Source organism: Neobacillus sp. plas4, assembly GCF_057221695.1.
In genome coordinates, this window is record NZ_CM170152.1 from 1,368,597 (window position 1) to 1,387,362 (window position 18,766).

The following is an 18,766-nucleotide window of genomic DNA, read 5'->3' on the forward strand; positions in this document are numbered from 1 at the left end:
AGGTTAACTTGCCTTTTCTTTTTAATTGGAGGTTCTGAAATGACAGAAATCCTTGTTCAAACAGCGTACAATGAAGTAGAAAAATATAAGAATAAGGTAATAAACGATCATTACCGGTTAGACTATCATCTCATGCCGCCTGTTGGATTGTTAAACGACCCTAATGGATTAATTCAATTTAAAGGGATTTATCATGTTTTTTACCAGTGGAATCCATTTGATACAACGCATGGTGCTAAGTTTTGGGGGCACTTTACGTCCGAGGATATGGTCCATTGGCGGGAGGAGCCGATTGCCTTGGCCCCAAGTGAGTGGTATGAAAGAAACGGCTGTTATTCTGGCAGCGCCGTAGAAGCGGATGGAAAACTGTATCTCTTTTATACAGGGAATGTGAAGCAAGAAGATGGAACTCGAGAAACGTATCAATGCCTTGCGGTGTCTGAAGATGGAATGCTTTTTGAAAAGCATGGCCCGGTATTACAGCTTCCAGAACAGTATACAGCCCATTTCCGCGATCCAAAGGTTTGGAAAAAAGATGATACCTGGTATATGGTAGTCGGGGCGCAAACCTTGGATGAAAAGGGTATAGCGGTATTGTTTCACTCAAAAGACTTGTATCATTGGGAGGAAGCGGGCCCGATTGCAGGCTCCGGTATGAATGGACTCGGGGACTTTGGCTATATGTGGGAATGTCCGGACTTGATTCATTTAAATGGTAAAGATGTCTTGTTGGTTTCGCCGCAGGGGCTTGAGCCAGAAGGGGATCTCTATCATAATTTGTTTCAATCTGGATATTTTATTGGAGAGTTAAATAATAAGAGCATAAAGTTCCAGCATGGCCCGTTTACCGAACTTGACCGCGGCTTTGACTTCTATGCACCGCAAACCTTTAAGGATGAGTCAGATAGAACGATTCTATATGCCTGGATGGGAATAACTGATGAGCAGGAAGCTTATCAGCCGACCATCGCGAATCATTGGGTCCATGCCCTAACCATCCCAAGAGAATTACAGCTTCATAACGGGAAAATTTTTCAAAAGCCAGTGGACGAATTAAAGAAGCTGCGAAAGACTCAAGAAGTTGTGGAAGGGAATACATGCGAAGGGACTTCAACAGAATTACTTGTGGACTTTGTAAAAGCCGGTCCATTTGAAATCTCATTTCGTAATGAAGCTTACCTAAGCTTTGATTCTGATAAGCTTACGTTAAAAAGAAGAAGTTTAAAGACAGGAGAATTCGAAAAAAGATCCTGTAAAATAGATTCAGTTTCTACGTTGCAAATTTTTATGGACCATTCCTCTCTGGAGATTTTCATCAATGACGGTGAAGAGGTATTTACGGCACGGTATTTTCCAAAACCGAAAGATACTATGATTAGCATTGAAGGGGAAGCAGAATTTAAATGGACCAAGTGGAATCTTGGTTAGACAGAGGTGACGATGATGAACGGAGTTTTATGTTTAGGCGAAGCCCTTATTGATTTTATCCCGCTTGATTCCGACAATTTAACATATCAAAAAGCTCCGGGCGGTGCACCGGCTAATGTTTCTGTTGGAATTGCAAAGCTTGGAGGGAAGGCAACTTTCCTTGGCAAGGTCGGAAATGATGTCCTAGGGCATTTCCTTAAGAAGACGTTGATAGATTACGGTGTCAATACACAATCGATGAAGTTTACAGATGAAGCCAGAACAGGGCTTACGTTTGTTACATTGGAGTCTTCCGGAGAGCGGAGTTTCAGTTTTTATATCAATCCGAGTGCGGACCGATTTTTAAGAAAAGAAGAATTGGATCCGTTACTATTTGAACAGCATCAGATTTTTCATTTCGGTTCAATCTCATTAATCAGCGAGCCGGCTAAATCAGCCACACTTCGGGCGATTGAGCTGGCGAAGGAAAAAGGTATGTTGATTTCGTATGATCCGAATCTTCGGTTGGGTTTGTGGGATTCTGAAGAACAGGCGAAGGGGACCATCCTTGCTACTCTTTCCCATGCAGATATCTTAAAAGTTTCCGAGGAAGAGCTTATCTTTTTAACAGGCTGCAGCCATTTAGAAGAAGGGATGGGGCAATTACCTGATTTGCCGCTGGTTTTGGTGACATTAGGCGGAGAGGGTTGTATGTACCGATTTAAAGGCCAGATTGGAAAGGTGCCTGCATTGGAATGCAAGGTGGTTGATACAACTGGGGCCGGTGATGCATTTGTTTCCGGAATTCTTTATTCGGTGAATGAAGCTGGAAAAGCCTTAGATAAGTTTTCGGAACAGGAAATAAGTGAAGTTATCCAATTTGCAAGTGTTTCCGGCGGTTTAGCCACGACCAAAAAAGGCGCCATGACGGGTCTGCCTGCACTAGAGGAAATCAAAGACAGATTAGCAAGGGAAAAAGCTTAATACATGGTATGGAAAAGGTGTGTACTTTTTATTAGTATGCACCTTTTTTGTTCTTGTTGAGTTCATTATGCCGATGATGAACAGAATTCCTAGGAAAGTCGTGGAGATGGTCATCATAACATCGCTTGAGGACTTATCACCAAGACAGGTCAGAAGGATTTGTCCTCAATGCGGGGTCTTGAGGACAAATCAGTAAGAGCAGCCGGAAGGATTAGTCCTCAATCCGGGGTCTTGAGGACTAATCAGTAAGAGGAGCCAGAAGGATTGGTCCTCAATCCGGGGTCTTGAGGACCAATCAGTAAGAGGAGCCAGAAGGATTAGTCCTCAATGCGGGGTCTTGAGGACAAAACGAAACGAGCAGCCAGAAGGATTTGTCCTCAATCCGGGGTCTTGAGGACCAATCAGTAAGAGGAGCCAGAAGGATTAGTCCTCAATGCGGGGTCTTGAGGACAAATCAGTAAGAGCAGCCAGAAGGATTAGTCCTCAATCTGGGGTCTTGGGGACAAAACAAAACGAGCAGCCAGAAGGATTAGTCCTCAATGAGGGGTCTTGAGGACAAATCAGTAAGAGTAGCCAGAAGGATTAGTCCTCAATCCGGGGTCTTGAGGACAAAACCAAACGAGCAGCCAGAAGGATTAGTCCTCAATGCGAGATCTTGAGGACAAAACGAAACGAGCAGCTAGAAGGATTAGTCCTTACTCTAATTTTCAAAAAAATAATTGGAAATATCCTACATAATATTCAATTAGATTAATAGATTTTTATAGGACATGAAAAAATAAGGAGGAGATAGCTTGAACAATGTTTATTTTGAAGGTAAGGAATTTGCAAGGTCCTACATACTGCCTTATACAGAAATGATTGACAAGGAGTCGATATTTCCTGAAGAGTCATTTAAAAAGCTAAATGAAAAGGGCTTTTTAAAACTGCTCATACCTAGACAATATGGCGGACACGGGAAAGGGCTTGAAGAGCATGCACAGGCCTGTCTGGCATTTGCAGAATCATGCGCCACTACAGCTCTTTGCTATATGATGCACAATGTTGCGGTGATGTGTGTTTTAGCTCATGGCAGTGAGGAGTTAAAGGAGAAAATTTTTACCGACATTATAGAAAATGGGAAATTCATGGCACTGGCATACAGCGAGTTTGGAACAGGGACAAACTTTTATATTTCAGGCATGACTACGGAAATTAACGGAGATTACACAACATTTAATGGAAGTAAGAGCATGGTAACCTCTGCTACATATGCTTCCTACTACCTCGTTCTTGCACCATCTGTGGAAGAAGGAAAAATTAATAACTGGGTATTTCCTCTGGAAACAAAAGGTCTATCGTTTGAAATGGCCAAATGGAATGGTCTTGGAATGAGAGGTAATTCATCCTGTCCAATGAACATTGATCATGTGACATTGGACTCATCCTTGCGGATCGGCGAAGAAGGTTCAGGCGAAGAGCAGGTATTTAACGTAGTAGCTCCATTTTTTGTTACAGGGCTTGGAGCAGTTTACAGCGGTACCGCATTGCATATGTTTGAAATCGCCAGCAATCATGTTGTTGATAGGCAATATCCTGATGGAAGGACACTTTCAAATATTGAAACAGTCCAGGTGCATATTGGAAACATTTATAAACATGCAGCTGCTGCCAAAGCTATCACGCTAGATGCTGCCAGAGCAGGTGCAAATGGGGAAGCCGACGCGCTCGCAAAGATCCTGGCTGCAAGAATCGTGGCATCAGAAGCTGCAATCGAATGTGGAAGACTTGCCATGAGAGTGGGAGGAGGGAAAGCATACAATAAGGCACTCCCTACAGAAAGACTTCTGAGAGATGCATATGCCGGTCAAATTATGGCCCCAAGTGCCGACGTTCTGGCTGTTTGGCTAGGAAAAGCACTAACTGGTCAGATGATTCCATAAGGAAAGGGTGAGCGCATTGAGTAATGATACAATAAAAGTCGGTGCAGTTATTTATGATCCGAGAGTTACAGTGATCTGGGGCATTATCGCAGATTTTTTCAAAGAGGAAGGGCTTGAAATCGAATGTATCTTCTATAAGGATTATGAAAAACAGGTTGACGGTCTAATGAACAGAGAGATTGATATCGCCTGGAATTCGCCCTTAGCATGGCTGGATGCGTATACGAGAACCAATGGCAAATGCCAGATGGGATCCATGAGAGATACGGACAGAGACAGAAAGTCCTGCTTTATTGTTAGAAAAGATAGCGGCGTCACCAATCTTGATGGACTTAGGGGCAGGACGATTGGTTTTGGAGCGATTGACTCTCCGCAAGCAAGATTGATCCCAATCAACCATTTGTATAAAAATGGACTTGAGTATGGAGAAGATTACACAGAGATAAGATTTGATATTGGCATCGGCCTCCATGGAGACCATATCGGAGGTGAGCTAGAGGCTATTAAAGCATTGTTGGAGGGAACAGTAGATGCTTCTGTCACGCTGGATTTGAACTGGGAAGCTTGGAAGAAGGATGGAAGTATTGATGAAAATCAATTGGTATGCATAGACACGACGGATTTGTATGACCACTGTATTTTCGTCGCTCATCCTGAGTTTTCACATGAAAGGTTTAAAGAATGGCAAAAGGTGCTCCATCGAATGGACTATTCCAATGAAGCCCATCAAAAGATGATGGATATGGAAGGGTTAAAGGAATGGGTTGAAGGCAGAATCACAGGATTTCAGCAATTATGTGAAGCTCATGACTATCTTAAAAGGGTGCTTACTAGATAAATAGAGGACTAATGAAATCGGTAATAAAAAAGAGAAGCGTGTGGTTTTTCCGCTGCTTCTCTTGTACTTTACATTGAGTTTTGGAGTTGAATGACATGATAAGGTCATTACCGCTATTTCCCACTTCGTTAATAGGAAGTATGCCAAGATCAAAAGAGGTTCTAAAAGCCCTTAGAATGAATAGAAGAGGAACGATTGGACGAAACGACTTCAACAAGCTTATTGAGAGTGAAACGCAAAAGGTCGTCAAGCTTCAGGAGAATTTAGGGATTGATATCATTACAAGTGGAGAGATCGGACGGGATAACTATGTGTCCTTTGTTTCCGATAAAATTGGCGGAGTAAGAATGATGAGCATGAGTGAAATGCTCGATTATATTGAGGATAAAAAAGCTTTTGAGAATATTTTAACCACGCTTGATGTTCCAGCAGTCAGTATTAAAAATGCTATTTGTGTTGGTAAGTTGAACTACAATGGTGATATTGTTGCAAATGAGCTTATGACGATGAAGAAGTTCACCAATAAACCCATTAAAATTACCATGCCGGGTCCCTATCTTCTTACCAGATCAATGTGGCTTCCTACTCTCTCTGGTAAGATTTATGGGAGCAAGGAAGAACTAGGGCAAGACGTAATAAAAATCATGAAGGAAGAGATAGACCATCTTATGGACATAGGGGTTGATGTGATTCAATTAGACGAACCAGTTTTGACTGAGGTTGTTTTCACAGAGGGAAAGCCAAGGTCATTTATGTGTGCTGCTCTTTCCGAGAGAAAGGATCCTAAAGAGGAGCTCGAATTTGCCTGCTCCTTGATTGGTCAAGTTATGGGGCATATAGATAGGACAAAGACAGTTGCTTCTTTACATGTCTGCAGAGGAAACTGGAGCAAGAATGAGAGCATTTTATTATCAGGATCCTATACTCCTTTGCTTGATTTATTTGCAGAGGTGAACCCGGACCTTTTAACACTTGAATTTTCAACACCAAGAGCAGGGGAGTTAAGCTCATTATTGACTGATTCAAGAATCAGAGAGCTCACAACACTTGGTTTAGGTGTGATAAACCCACGTACAGATGAAATTGAAACATTGGACTCCATCCTTACTAGAGCGGAAGAGGCAATAAATTATCTTCCAAGAGAAAAAGTGTGGCTGAATACGGATTGCGGTTTTGCAACCTTCTCAAATAGTCCCGTTAACATACTTGAGAATATCTCTAGAAAAATACGCTCATTAACAGAAGCAAGTTCCATACTCAGGAGCAAATATGAATAAAAAGTCGAAAGCTGAATTAAACACTTTATATGAGTCTAGGATTTTTGACATGAGCTTTAGGGGAACGTCAAATGACCTTTCAACTGTAAAAATTTTTACAAGTAAAAATAGCTTTGAAATCGAGAAGCAAATCAGCTTTGACTCAGAATACCAACAAATTAGTAGTATTGAATACTTTGCTGGTTCAGTTTTAAGCAGCATACTATTGACTCTACTGCAGCAGTCGGAAAAAAGGGGTTCCAAGATTGAAGAAATAGAAGGGGTTTTGAACCTAACACTGGAAAATCCTCTGTACTTGGTAGGTGTAAAAGGATATGATCAAGAACCGTTTATCAAAAAAATAACCGTTACCGTTTTTTTATTTTTAGATCTTGAGGACAAAGATTTTAATGACTTGTGCTTCAGGGCACTTAAAAATTCCCCTATTTACAATACGTTAAAAAAATCAATGGAACTTGAGGTCTTTTTTAAAAAGCTTTTATAAGTGCTCAATTCAAATGGTAAGCAGCCATTGAAATGGAATTATTCTGTTCCTGGAAGAACCGAAAAATTCAGGCAGGATATCTATTTTTATATTAAAATAGATAAACAATTTTACAATTTCAGGGTTTTTCTGGTGGATAGCTTGATATTCTTACAAAAAAGGCTGTCCCTAAATTATTCGAGACAGCTTCTTCACTCTAAAATCAATTTTTTTATTTGTTCTTCAATTTCCACTCCAGCAACAGGCTGTATATAGACTATTTTCACGCCTTCGACGGTTTCTGGAGTGGTGAGCCAAACACCGTTTTCACCGTGAATAAAACTTAAATCCGCGGTATCCCAGTTACCTCGTTGATCATCCCATGTGATGACCTCGACTTGTCCTGCTAATTTCCGTGTTTTCAAACTATAAAGGAATGCTTCTATTTCAGGGCCCATATCAACGGGCTGACTCTGTAACAATTGGTTAAAGGTATCCCTCGATAAATAAATGCTCCTAGAATCTACTTTTTCCACATGAGACAGAGAAAACCGCTCCACGATTTCTGTAAATGCCTCGAGAGGGGTTCCGATTAATTCAATCTTATGTATATCTGCATCGGGAGCTTTAGTTCTTTTTACTACAAGCTTAGGTGTAAAGTAATAATGGGTGTCCTCCTGCTGATGTTGCTCAATCCTACTCAATCGCAGGTAAACTGACTGTGGTCGCATCGCATTGATCAGAATCGCAACCCTTCGTTCGATTTCAAAGGTTTCTTTTTCAAAAAGAATTTCTTTTTCGATCAAATCCTCTTGTATTTGAAAAAGAGCTTCCTTTAACTCGCTTTGGGTATTTCCTGCAAAAGGATCCGTCATTCCTACAATTACTTCTATATGAAGCAGCTCACTCAAAAAATAAATTTCCTTTGATGATAACCTAATATCCATAAATAGTGACACTCCCTTTTTTGGGACGTTTATCTTTGAACCGAATAAGTTCGGATTCTTGTGTTAAACTCATACGTTAAATCCTTGGTAATCGTTTCGGTATCCGCTGTGACGCTTACGTTTATAGCAACGGTAATCATGCTGTTATCGGTGAGATTTAAATTTTTATTGCCGTTTATTTTTTCAAAAAGAACATTATCGCTTAGCTGGATAGATGGAAGTTCTTCATCCGCAGTAAACTCCAGAGGAAGTGCTAAATCCTTCGTTATTTCTTCGAAATTAACATCTTTAGTTCCAACGATTTTAATGCTATTTATCAAAATAGTATTCATATTATCCTGCTGTTTATAAGCGGCTAATTTCAGCGTGAAATTGGTATAATCATTGCCTTCCTCATCCTTTTCAAAGCCAGCATGTCTCATGTAGGGCATGAAGAGTACCTCTCCCACAACATAAGGCTTATAGGCATCGTCAGAGAAAACTTCTTCCGAAATCTTCATCTTTTCCGTGTCAGCATGAATCAGATCGATGATTGAGTCCTTTTGACAGCCGGCCAGACTAATAGAAAGCACACCTATACTCAGAATTTTAAGTAATCTCTTAAACACACTTCAGCCCCCTTAAGAAATTACTGTTGAACCGAATAGGTTCGGGATCTTGTTTCTAATTCAAAGGTTAAATCCTTTGTAATGGTTTCTCCATTTTCTTCTACACTTACGTTGACTAAAACCGTAATAATACTGTCGTCCGTTAGTTTCATATTTTCTTCGTTTATTTCTTCAAAAAGAAGATTGTCACTCTTTTGAATGGAGCCCTCCCAGTCGGAAAACTCCAAAGGAATGGACAAATCTTTAGAAAGCTCTTTAAAGGTTACATCTTTCGTTCCCTTCACTTTAACACTATTGATGGTAACCGGATTGCTATTTTCCACGAGTCTAAAGGCTTTAAGATATAAAGAATACTTGTAATAGACGGGATCGGTATCAGACTCATTTTGTACAGTATAAGGAGCAAAGAAAACAGTACCCACCCTATTGGGTTCATAGGCAGGATTTGAAAAAACAACTTCCGTTACTTGAAGCTTTTCTGTTTTGGCATGAAATAAATCGATAATGGTAGCTGTTTGACAGCCAGCAAGATTTATAGCAAGCATTCCAATCGTAAAAAATTTTACTAACCTCTTAAACATACTTAACCACCCCTAATCATTTAAAAATCTTTGTTGATCCCGTTCGTTCTTTTGTCCAACCATATAATAAGGGACAACATCTGTAGCAACATGGCCAATTCCAGTTTTACCGAACTCTATCCATTCTAGTAACTCCTCCTTGTTTGTCGGAAAACCTTCAGGTTGCAGGGATGGATTAATATAATTATAAGTTCCTATATACCGGGGGTCCGTTACAAGGCTATGATCGTCTCCATTAAACACAGCTTCTCTGCCATCAGGATGGATGAATTTCAGTTCAGGCTCGCCTTGATTATTATCATGATAAATCGACATCTCCACAGGGAGTCTGATCCATCCCGATGCAGGGTCTTTTACCTCTTCATAGATTGGAGGGGGGCCATTCATTTCTTTTCTCTGCTCATAATGGAAATACTCCAGCCGTTCCCTAAAATCCTGTCCACTCGGGGTGATATCAAGAGTCTTTCTCACTCCAGTTTCTAGCAGAGCATTAAAAATATCTGTTTTATTGTCTTTTGCAAATTCATAAGTAGTGATCATTTGCTTGCGTTTCGTTTCCACATAGTTCCAAGCATCGCCTGCCTGATTTTCAATATAGTTAGTGCTGCGATTCCAAGCATGGGTGGCTTGATTTCCGATATAGTTCGTCCCGCGGGTCCAAGCATTTGTTGTTTCACCAACAGCCTGATTCCATTTTTTTAATAAAAGTTGACCCCAGCTTATGTCCGCGTTCTTCGATACACTCGGGAATTTTCCATTTATGGAAGTGCTCCAAGCCGCTGCTCCTCTAAAAAGAGCAGCATTTTGAAAAGTTCCTAAACCTAATGCACTAAGTCCGTTATTCGATCGAAAAGTGGAATTCCCAAGTGCCAGATGGATTCCGATTGTAGTGGCCGCTTTCGAATCCGCACCTTGTAGTGATTGGGACTTTCGCTCTATAATTTGTTCGGCTTGTACATATTTTTCTATTGAAATACGAAGGAAGTTTTCGAGTGCTTTAAGTTTCATTTCCAATTCATTTGTTGCCTGTACCGTATGATTTAATCTGGCGCCAATTCCTCGGCGGTTTATTATTCTTGTATCGATACCCGACTTTAAACCGGTTAACTGATTTTTAATGTTAGAAAGTTTATTTGAACAAGTATGAACCTCGGGAATCGTTTGTTGAATACCTGTTAAATTCACCTTAATTGTAGACAATTCCATTCCACCTTCACCCTGGATCATTATGAAAAATCCCTATATTTTACCATAACGAATATTCGGCAGGTTTAAAATAGGAATTTAATACTATATAGGTGCCTATCACAGGAGTATGTAGAGAATGATTAAGGAAAGTCTTCTGGAAGTTTCAGGTCGTGAAGTCTCTATGTAACCACTGCATAGAAATTTACGAATTGGATGGAGTAAAGCCAAAATCCAAGAGTTAACTTGGTTCGAGAAGGTGTCACACTTTGTAAGAACATAACATTAGCTTTATTTTCGTTTGTTTTTTAAACGGGTTATTTATCCATGGAAGTTGGGGGAATCAACCTTAAATATATTAGTCTTACACTGGATTCCATATATTAAATATACTTTTAGATTGCTAGTTATGGTATTATACGTAAGAGAAAATTTATGCATTTAAAGGAGCAGTTATGAGAAAAGAAAAGATTTGTCGCTGGTCTTTTTTTATTTTTGGATTAATCGTATTTGGGTTGGGCATTGCCTTAACAGTTGAAGGAAAAGTAATAGGAATAGGGCCTTGGGATGTGTTTCACTATGGACTGTTTTTGCGAATCGGACTGACGATTGGCACATGGAATATCATTATGGGCTTGCTATTATTAATGGTTACCTTCATTGCAACGAAAAAACTGCCTAAAATTGGTGCGTTTTTAAATATGCTGTTGATTGGCTTGTTTACGGATTTCTTTATCTGGCTTTTGCCAAGTACCAATAGTGTAATTGGTGCTGTCATATTCTTTAGCATAGGTGCAGTTCTTATGGGTGTTGGAACAGGAATCTATATGTCGGCTGGTTTGGGTTCTGGACCGCGTGATGGAATCATGCTATTGATTATAGGGAAAACAGGCTGGAGTATACAACGGGTTCGCAGTGGAATGGAAGTACTAGTACTTCTACTTGGTTGGGCATTAGGAGGGCCAGTGGGCATTGGAACAGTAATCATTGCATTCCTATTAGGACCAGTTGTAGGAATTTCCTTACCGAAGTCTAAAAATCTACTAAAGTTTTTACTCGATGAAAAAGCTGATAATAAACTAGCGGTTTAGTTCCGCAGTTCCATTACAGAAGGCGCAGATCACTAATCTGCGCCTTTGTTGATAGTAAGTTATTTTTAACCCTTTTCCACATCCATTTTAAGGTAGTCTATGAAATATGAGCCAGTGCCGTGTATGATTAATTCATAAAAAGATATTCCCCAGAACGGAAAAAGGGGCTTGACCCTTTTTCATAATAAAAGCATCCAAAAACTCTACCCCTTAAGATGTTTCCTGACCCTAAAAATACTACTGCCAAGTTCATTTAAAGCAATGGCTGCTAGAATAATAGCCGTGCCTAACCACTGAAGCGGAGTTATCTCCTCTGACAAAATAATGCTGGCAGATAGGATAGCGACTGGTAATTCAATCGATGTAAGTATATTGGCGATTCCACCTGAAACCAATGGTGCGCCAACAGCGAAAAATAGCGGGGGAAGGACTGCTCCAAATAGCGAAACACCAAGTGCAGTTGTTAGCAAATTTGCCTCGAATGGCAGTACGGATGGAATGTCACGCATGAATAGGACAAGTACTAAGATAGTTGACCCTGTTGCCATTAAAGAAGTCCGAGTCAATGGGTCTACATTTACAGCTACCTTTCCGCTGAAAAAAATAAATCCGGCATAAGTGAATGCGGATAAAATTCCAAAAAGGAAGCCTTTCAAAGGTAGTCCCTGTAGATCGCCATTTAATAAATTGGAAGCAAAAAAGACCCCGATCAAAATTAAAATGATGGACAATATGGTGATAGGAGCAGGTTTTATTTTACTAAAAATCCATTCTAAAATTATTCCTATCCAAACGAATTGGAACATTAAAATGATGGCCAATGAGGCCGGCAGATATTGCATCGCACCATAATAAAAGATACTTGTTAAGCCGATAAAACAACCAGTTACCATAATTTGGGGAATATTTTTCCTATTAAGTCCCTTAAAGCTGCTGCGTTTAAGTAGAGTCAAAGACCATAATAAAAATGAGGAAATGATCATTTGAACGATATTAATTTGGCCAAGAGAATAGCCGTAGTTAAATCCCAATTTAGCAAATATCGGTGTAAAACCAAAGCAGCCAGCACCTACTAATATAAATAAAATCCCTTTATTGCCTTTCATGATGATACCTCCTTGGAGCAAAAAACTATCAAATTATTATATCATAAATAGAAAAAAAGGTTGTTCCTAGTAACTCCTTTAAGTGAGGGGTTTAGATGAACCTTATCTGAAGTAACAATAATAAAATATATTGACAAAATAATAAACTACTATTAATATATAGAAAATATTCAAAAATAATTTCACTTTTAAAAATTTAATAATTAGCAGCTATGATTGCTATGGATCACACTATAGCAGGAGCAGCTTCTGGAGAGACCGCTGGATTTTCCACGGCGCCGAAGGGTTCACTATCTCAGGCAAAAGGACAGAAGAGTACTAAATATTTATTTGTGGTGCTGATATCCGTTAGCATTACAACTATTATTTGCTATTCTTATGACCTAAGAGATTGGAAAACTTCCAATCTCTTTTTTGATGGGTAAATTTATTGCTCATCGATTCACAGTGAAAATGGTTATAGGGAGGAATTTGGTATGGCACAGCAAGAATTAAAAAGGGATTTAAAAAATCGGCATGTTCAACTCATCGCCATTGGCGGGACTATCGGAACCGGATTATTTCTGGGATCAGGTAAAGCCATACAACTGGCGGGGCCATCTATTATATTTGCCTATTTACTTGTAGGTATCGCTATTTTTTTCGTCATGAGGGCACTGGGAGAACTTTTGTTGTCAAAAGCAGGGTATCAATCTTTTACTGACATTGCCGAAGATTATCTTGGACCTCGGGCAGCGTTCGTAACCGGGTGGACCTATTGGTTTTGCTGGATTATGGTGGCGATGGCGGATGTGATTGCGGTTGGTGTGTATGTCCAATATTGGTTTGATATTCCGCAATGGATACCTGCCATCATCTGCTTAATTATCTTATTAGGATTCAATTTACTAACGGTAAAGCTTTTCGGAGAATTAGAGTTTTGGTTTGCATTAATAAAAGTCATCACGATTCTCGTATTAATTGCCATTGGGGTTATTTTGCTGATAATGGGGTTCAAAACCGAAGCAGGAAGTGTTACAGTTCAAAATCTCTGGGACCATGGAGGGCTTTTTCCAAACGGCGTTACAGGTTTCTTACTTTCCTTCCAAATGGTCGTGTTCGCCTATGTCGGTGTGGAATTAGTTGGGGTATCGGCAGCGGAAACATCCGATCCTAAAAAAAGTATTCCATCGGCTATTAATAAAATTCCCTTAAGAATTCTATTTTTCTACGTGGGTGCACTGATTGTCCTATTATGCGTGAATCCTTGGACGGAGCTAAATGCAGGGGAAAGTCCGTTTGTTAAAACCTTCAGTTTAGTCGGGATTCCGATTGCTGCAGGCATTATTAATTTTGTCGTATTAACGTCAGCGGCTTCTGCTTGTAACAGCGGGATGTTCTCAACAAGCCGGATTCTTTTTAACTTAAGCAAAAATGACCAGGCACCATCCAATCTGGCAAAACTGAATAAAAATCATGTACCAAGTAATGCGCTATTTACATCCACGCTTGTCGTATCAGCGGGCGCACTTTTGAGTAAACTCATTCCAGAACAAGCCTTTGGAATTGTGACAACGATTAGTGCGATTTGTTTTATCTGGGTTTGGGGTGTCATTCTCGTTTGCCATATTAAATACAAGAAAACACAGCCGCAATTACATGCAAAATCAACATTTAAAGCACCATTCACACCATTTATCAATTATGCGGTCCTAACATTGTTTGCAATGGTTCTAATTATCATGCTGGTTGCGGAAGAAACACGTCCTGCGTTATTGCTGACACCGCTGTGGTTTATTCTATTATTTATGCTGTATTCAAATAGAAGAAAAAAGAATAAAAATATCAAGATATCAGCATAAGAGCATGGAATAAAAGCGCACTTCTCACTTTGAAAAGCAGTATTATTGAAAAACTAGACCGCGAGGATAACTCGATACTTCATTCAGATACGTCATGGTGGACGACTAAAGGCTTCTACAAAGAAGCCTTTTCAGTATGATTATTTAAATGACTTTTGTAATCCATTTATCTATTACAAGCAGGGACAACTTCTTTAGGAATTGGTCACTGATAGACATTTCCATGCAACGCGGTCCTTATGTTCTTTTTTGAATTTCATTTTAGCTACCCATCTTTTTATCAAGTAGAAATACACTATCATCGTTATCTCCTTATTACCTTAATTACTCCCTTTTTAATAAGCAATCAAAGCTTAGTTAAAGACATTTCCCTTGACATCCTTTTAAAAAGTATTTATGGTTATCTAAGGTAATAGTTACCCATGGTAACTAATTTGGTTGGAAGGGGAGAATGAATTGGAAGGTTTTTTTCAGCATTATTTAAGTCTTTATAGACCCTTGATAACCAAATTGAATGAACTTATGAGTACGTATGAGCTTTCTTATTCTCTTTGGCAGGTTATTTTTTATATAAAAACCAATGGGCCATCGACACTTGTAGATATTGCCAATAAATACAATGTAGAAAAACCAACCATTACAAGAAGGGTTCACCGTTTAGAAGAATTACAAATGGTGAAACAAATTCCTGGTATGGATAGGCGGGAAAAAGTTATTCAGTTGACAGAATTTGGAGAAGAGATTTACTTAGCATGTAGAAAAAATATTACGAATTTAGAAAATAGTGTGATGGAAAGTATTTCTTATGAAGATCAACTGATTACGTTTCAAACTCTTCCTAAAATACAGGAAAATATTACCGTAGGCGAGGGGAACAAACGTGAATAAACCTAAATTATGGACGAAGGATTTTATTATTGTTTCCGGCGTCAATTTTTTGTTATCGTTAATCTTTTATTTATTAATCGTGATTATAGGTGTTTATGCGGTAAATGAATATCATGCAACCACAAGCCAGGCGGGGTTGATTACTGGAATTTTTATTGTTGGGACATTAATAGGGCGTCTCCTAATTGGCCGCAGTATGGATTCAATTGGCTTAAAAAGAACGTTGTTCATCGGATTAATTCTTTTTGTTTTAACAACAGCGTTATATTTTATTCAATTGGGTATCACCTTCTTACTTATTACCCGTTTATTACATGGTTTTGCACTTGGTATTGCGAGTACCGCAGCAGGAACAATTGTGGCTCAGATTATACCGAAGAAACGAAAAGGAGAAGGTATCGGTTATTACAGTATGAGCTCGACACTGTCTACAGCAATCGGACCCTTCTTTGGTCTTTATATGATCCAACATGCAAGCATTCAATTCATATTTGGTCTTTGTCTAGCTTTAGGTATCTTCAGTTTAATAACAGCATTCTTTGTGAATGTGCCGGCATTGGAAGGCATCACAAACATAAATGGAATAAAGGGATTCAAACTCTCTCAACTTATTGAACCAAAGGCAATTCCCATTGCAATGATTACTTTAATATTAGGTTTCTGTTACTCTAGTGTTCTTTCTTTTATTAGTTTCTATGCCATTGAAATTGACCTGGTTCGTACAGCCAGTTTCTTCTTTCTTGTGTATTCCATAGCAGTATTGTTTTCACGCCCATTCACAGGACGTTTAATGGATGTAAAAGGGGCGAACTATGTGATGTATCCGTCCTTTGTCCTATTTGCAGCTGGAATGCTTCTATTAGGTACAGCCCATAGCAGTTTTACTTTGTTGTTAGCGGGAATCCTTATTGGCCTCGGATTTGGTAATATGCAGTCATGCTCTCAGGCAATCGCTATTAAGGTGACTCCTCCTCAACGTATGGGACTGGCCACATCGACTTTCTTTATCTTTCTTGATGCAGGGCTTGGATTCGGTCCTTATTTACTTGGATTCTTCCTGCCATTTTCGAGCTTTAGTACTCTTTATATGATTCTAGGAGTTGTCGTGTTGGGAACGTCTGGTCTTTACTTTTTTCTACACGGAAAGAAAGAAAAGGCTAGTATGAATGCTATGCTTTAACTTAATAAATTTGTTTACGTACAATCCTTCACAAGAAAAGCCGAACTTCCTATCTGGATCTCGGCTTTTTTCATATATAAATGTAATTTAATGAGCGATCGGCTGTTTTTCCAATTTAGCGGGATTTTGTTCGATGGAAAAAAGAGATTTCATATCCAATTTTTGTTATATTAAAAGTAGGTTAATATGTTTAAAGGGGGAACACACTTATGATCCCAGCAAAAATAGATTCCAATTCAATCGCACCGATAAGAGAAAGAGACGTGGAATCCATTATCGATTGGTTCGATCAGCATAAACAATCGTTCTATTTACTTGGTTTGTCCTATCTTAGCAATCAGCAGCAAATGGAAGAGCTTTTTTACCAGACTATTATTAAAGTACATAAGCAATTGCCCCGATTTAAAAGAGATACATCATTCGAAACGTGGGTTACATCCATTTTCATACATATTTGCAGGGAGCTTTCTTATGATAGAAGTTTACTAGCTAGAGTAGAAACTGAACCTCGTCAGGATTTTTTCAAAGCACTAGATTGCTTAAAAGAGAACGAGAAAGATGCGGTGGTCCTTACATATGTTAAAGGAATGTCTAAGGAGGAAGTGGCACATCTTCTCCAAGTTTCAGAGAATAAGATAAAGGGGATTTTGTTTTCCGGAATCCAGTCACTTCGAATTGAGATGGGGTACGGACCAACCTTTAATGGTTGTAAGGAGTATCATAAGGATTACATCAATTACTTAGAAAGAACCCTGGATCGGCCCAGAAAGATAGATTTTGAAAAACATCTTTATCATTGTCAAGATTGTCAGGAGGATTTGGCCAGCTTTCAGGATGTCATGTTGACTATGTTAAATCTACCTGATAGGCTGGAAGATTTTCATGTGCCCGTTGATTTCATAGAGAACCTCGAAGCTAGGCTGGCAGAAAAGGAAAAGCACAGACAAAAGAGGAACAAGAAACGAATAAGAAAAGGATTTGTTTTTGCAGGTATATTCGTCTTATTAATAGGAATCGATTTTTTCACTGGGGCGTTTTCCAACCTCTACTATAATTGGACAGAAAAAAATCAGGAATTGCGTGCCTTTCTGCAACATGACCTGGGTGAAAGGCTGAACCTTGAGGATGAGAGCGACGGAGTGAAAATCAAGATTAAGGGTACGATTGCGGATGAGGTTCAGACGCTCGTTTTTTATGAAATAGAAGATACAAAAAAAGACTCCCAATATATGATGGATAATTTTGATGGTGTTTTTGTGGAGAACCAACATGAAATCATGGATGGTGAAGGGTACCAAGGGTTCTATCCCCCTGATCTTGAATCGGATATGAATAAAGAAGAGAAGAATGTGTATCATGGAAAAATTAGTCTGCAGCCAATCAATACTGATAACGGGACAATTAAACTGCAGATCTCCAAGCTTCAAAAAATAATTAGTGATTCCGCTGAACAGAATGGTGGGATGGGTTTCCAAATCATGGGGGATAAAATAGGGAAGTGGACCTTCGAAATCCCTGTAACCAAAAAGCCTTCCGTCGAATATGCATTGAAAGGAGAAACACAAGTCGAAGGAATACCGGTTCGATTTGATAAGCTAACCATTGCGCCAACAGCGACGGTTTTGCACTATGACATCAATATGGAACAACCCAATAAGCAGATTGACAATCTTAATTTTAATCATCTGCAAGTGAATGATAAAAAAGTGAAAGTAGATTTGTATGCCAGGTCCTTTTTCGATACACAACTAGATGTAAATTGGATTTCTTATCAAAGACACTTTTCCCCTCTTTTTGGAGAGAAGCCAAAGGAGGTTAACGTTCAACTCGAATCCGCTCAGTTAACGTTTGATGACCATCATATCATTGAGCTGGATTCTTCAAAGGATTATCCTCAAACCTTTGAATATGCTGGCAGTACAATTTCTATTGATAAGGTAGAAGCAGGGCAGCCGGCTAAAGTGGTCATAAGCGATCATGGAATTGAGAATCGTGCATATGAGACTCTTCATTTCCAAATTTTCGGTGAGGACGAAAATGCCATAAATTCAATGGAGATGTATACGGAAGGAGTGCTCATGGATAAAAACGGGGTCGTTTACGATTACAATAAAAACCCGGTCATATATGAAGAAATTGAGCAGCCCCGCCATTTTATTACCGTTCTTAGCGTGGAATTACAAAATGACAGAACTGGAGAAAAAGTAAATCCAAAAAGACTCGAGATTTATGGATATAATGCGATAAAATATTTGGATGATCTAGTAAAGATTTCGTTGAAATAAGGGATTTTGTTCATATTAGGAATCTTGCTTGTGGTCATTACCAAGCTGATGATGTTGATGATGACCAAAACTACTATTAGTCATGGTGATTTAATCGTGAAAGTTGCTTTTAATAATAGAACGAAGTAGGATTATGGAAGGCTAGATACATGGACAAATCAAA

The 18,766-nt window shown here is 39.1% G+C and carries 16 protein-coding genes and 1 riboswitch; of the genes, 11 read left to right on the plus strand and 5 right to left on the minus strand.

The window, feature by feature from the left end; genetic code table 11:
* Positions 1–39: 39 nt before the first annotated feature.
* The 6 genes from AC2TFD_RS06850 to AC2TFD_RS06875 all read left to right on the plus strand — a co-directional run bounded on the left by AC2TFD_RS06850 (position 40) and on the right by AC2TFD_RS06875 (position 6,912).
* Positions 40–1,428: a sucrose-6-phosphate hydrolase gene (locus tag AC2TFD_RS06850; RefSeq protein ID WP_335518191.1), complete on the plus strand. Its 1,389-nt coding sequence runs from the start codon at positions 40–42 to the stop codon at positions 1,426–1,428.
* Between the two features lie 12 nt (positions 1,429–1,440).
* Positions 1,441–2,391: an aminoimidazole riboside kinase gene (locus AC2TFD_RS06855; RefSeq protein WP_335518188.1), complete on the plus strand. Its 951-nt coding sequence runs from the start codon at positions 1,441–1,443 to the stop codon at positions 2,389–2,391.
* Between the two features lie 794 nt (positions 2,392–3,185).
* Positions 3,186–4,313, plus strand: coding sequence for an acyl-CoA dehydrogenase family protein (locus AC2TFD_RS06860; protein WP_335568965.1), 1,128 nt, complete (start codon positions 3,186–3,188; stop codon positions 4,311–4,313).
* A 16-nt stretch (positions 4,314–4,329) separates the two neighbouring features.
* Positions 4,330–5,151, plus strand: coding sequence for a phosphate/phosphite/phosphonate ABC transporter substrate-binding protein (locus tag AC2TFD_RS06865; RefSeq protein WP_484675351.1), 822 nt, complete (start codon positions 4,330–4,332; stop codon positions 5,149–5,151).
* 95 nt (positions 5,152–5,246) lie between these two features.
* Positions 5,247–6,428 (plus strand): cobalamin-independent methionine synthase II family protein, encoded by a 1,182-nt coding sequence (locus tag AC2TFD_RS06870; RefSeq protein WP_335517755.1) that lies wholly within the window; start codon positions 5,247–5,249, stop codon positions 6,426–6,428.
* On the plus strand, positions 6,421–6,912 hold the full coding sequence (locus AC2TFD_RS06875) for an OsmC family protein (protein ID WP_335568963.1): 492 nt from the start codon (positions 6,421–6,423) through the stop codon (positions 6,910–6,912). The genes AC2TFD_RS06870 and AC2TFD_RS06875 overlap by 8 nt, the downstream gene beginning before the upstream one ends.
* A 191-nt stretch (positions 6,913–7,103) precedes the next feature.
* On the opposite strand, the gene AC2TFD_RS06880 is transcribed toward AC2TFD_RS06875, so the two are convergent.
* Genes AC2TFD_RS06880 through AC2TFD_RS06895 form a run of 4 tightly spaced genes read right to left on the minus strand, consistent with a single transcriptional unit; the run spans position 7,104 to position 10,227 of the window.
* On the minus strand, positions 7,104–7,838 hold the full coding sequence (locus AC2TFD_RS06880; protein ID WP_335568962.1) for a hypothetical protein: 735 nt from the start codon (positions 7,836–7,838) through the stop codon (positions 7,104–7,106).
* Between the two features lie 29 nt (positions 7,839–7,867).
* Positions 7,868–8,446 carry a hypothetical protein gene (locus AC2TFD_RS06885; RefSeq protein ID WP_335568961.1) on the minus strand — a complete coding sequence of 193 codons (579 nt, stop codon included), beginning with the start codon at positions 8,444–8,446 and terminating at the stop codon, positions 7,868–7,870.
* A 20-nt stretch (positions 8,447–8,466) separates the two neighbouring features.
* A complete protein-coding gene (locus AC2TFD_RS06890) occupies positions 8,467–9,027 on the minus strand; it encodes a hypothetical protein (RefSeq protein ID WP_335517742.1) in 561 nt (186 codons plus the stop codon).
* A gap of 12 nt (positions 9,028–9,039) precedes the next feature.
* On the minus strand, positions 9,040–10,227 hold the full coding sequence (locus AC2TFD_RS06895; RefSeq protein WP_335517740.1) for a hypothetical protein: 1,188 nt from the start codon (positions 10,225–10,227) through the stop codon (positions 9,040–9,042).
* 440 nt (positions 10,228–10,667) lie between these two features.
* Here AC2TFD_RS06895 and AC2TFD_RS06900 point away from each other — a divergent pair, with 440 nt between their 5' ends.
* Entirely contained in the window at positions 10,668–11,303 is a 636-nt protein-coding gene (locus AC2TFD_RS06900; protein WP_335517735.1) for a YczE/YyaS/YitT family protein, read from the plus strand.
* 203 nt (positions 11,304–11,506) lie between these two features.
* Here the strand turns inward: AC2TFD_RS06900 and AC2TFD_RS06905 are convergent, their stop codons facing one another.
* Positions 11,507–12,409 (minus strand): EamA family transporter, encoded by a 903-nt coding sequence (locus AC2TFD_RS06905; RefSeq protein WP_335517732.1) that lies wholly within the window; start codon positions 12,407–12,409, stop codon positions 11,507–11,509.
* Positions 12,410–12,648: 239 nt separating this feature from the next.
* Positions 12,649–12,730, plus strand: a riboswitch (glycine riboswitch).
* A 155-nt stretch (positions 12,731–12,885) separates the two neighbouring features.
* Between AC2TFD_RS06905 and AC2TFD_RS06910 the strand changes: the two genes are divergently transcribed.
* The 4 genes from AC2TFD_RS06910 to AC2TFD_RS06925 all read left to right on the plus strand — a co-directional run bounded on the left by AC2TFD_RS06910 (position 12,886) and on the right by AC2TFD_RS06925 (position 18,603).
* Positions 12,886–14,250 carry an amino acid permease gene (locus AC2TFD_RS06910; RefSeq protein ID WP_335517729.1) on the plus strand — a complete coding sequence of 455 codons (1,365 nt, stop codon included), beginning with the start codon at positions 12,886–12,888 and terminating at the stop codon, positions 14,248–14,250.
* Positions 14,251–14,706: 456 nt separating this feature from the next.
* Positions 14,707–15,138, plus strand: coding sequence for a MarR family winged helix-turn-helix transcriptional regulator (locus AC2TFD_RS06915; RefSeq protein ID WP_335517726.1), 432 nt, complete (start codon positions 14,707–14,709; stop codon positions 15,136–15,138).
* Positions 15,131–16,318 (plus strand): MFS transporter, encoded by a 1,188-nt coding sequence (locus tag AC2TFD_RS06920; RefSeq protein ID WP_335517723.1) that lies wholly within the window; start codon positions 15,131–15,133, stop codon positions 16,316–16,318. Before AC2TFD_RS06915 ends, AC2TFD_RS06920 begins: the two co-directional genes overlap by 8 nt.
* Before the next feature lie 209 nt (positions 16,319–16,527).
* Complete coding sequence (locus AC2TFD_RS06925) at positions 16,528–18,603, plus strand: sigma-70 family RNA polymerase sigma factor (RefSeq protein WP_335517720.1); 2,076 nt, start codon at positions 16,528–16,530, stop codon at positions 18,601–18,603.
* Positions 18,604–18,766: the final 163 nt, after the last annotated feature.

Coding starts and splice junctions, on each gene's coding strand:
- AC2TFD_RS06890 (WP_335517742.1), bottom strand. CDS start 9,027: ATGTTTAAGAGGTTAGTAAAATTTTTTACGATTGGAATGCTTGCTATA.
- AC2TFD_RS06855 (WP_335518188.1), top strand. CDS start 1,441: ATGATGAACGGAGTTTTATGTTTAGGCGAAGCCCTTATTGATTTTATC.
- AC2TFD_RS06870 (WP_335517755.1), top strand. CDS start 5,247: ATGATAAGGTCATTACCGCTATTTCCCACTTCGTTAATAGGAAGTATG.
- AC2TFD_RS06925 (WP_335517720.1), top strand. CDS start 16,528: ATGATCCCAGCAAAAATAGATTCCAATTCAATCGCACCGATAAGAGAA.
- AC2TFD_RS06880 (WP_335568962.1), bottom strand. CDS start 7,838: ATGGATATTAGGTTATCATCAAAGGAAATTTATTTTTTGAGTGAGCTG.
- AC2TFD_RS06850 (WP_335518191.1), top strand. CDS start 40: ATGACAGAAATCCTTGTTCAAACAGCGTACAATGAAGTAGAAAAATAT.
- AC2TFD_RS06905 (WP_335517732.1), bottom strand. CDS start 12,409: ATGAAAGGCAATAAAGGGATTTTATTTATATTAGTAGGTGCTGGCTGC.
- AC2TFD_RS06875 (WP_335568963.1), top strand. CDS start 6,421: ATGAATAAAAAGTCGAAAGCTGAATTAAACACTTTATATGAGTCTAGG.
- AC2TFD_RS06910 (WP_335517729.1), top strand. CDS start 12,886: ATGGCACAGCAAGAATTAAAAAGGGATTTAAAAAATCGGCATGTTCAA.
- AC2TFD_RS06900 (WP_335517735.1), top strand. CDS start 10,668: ATGAGAAAAGAAAAGATTTGTCGCTGGTCTTTTTTTATTTTTGGATTA.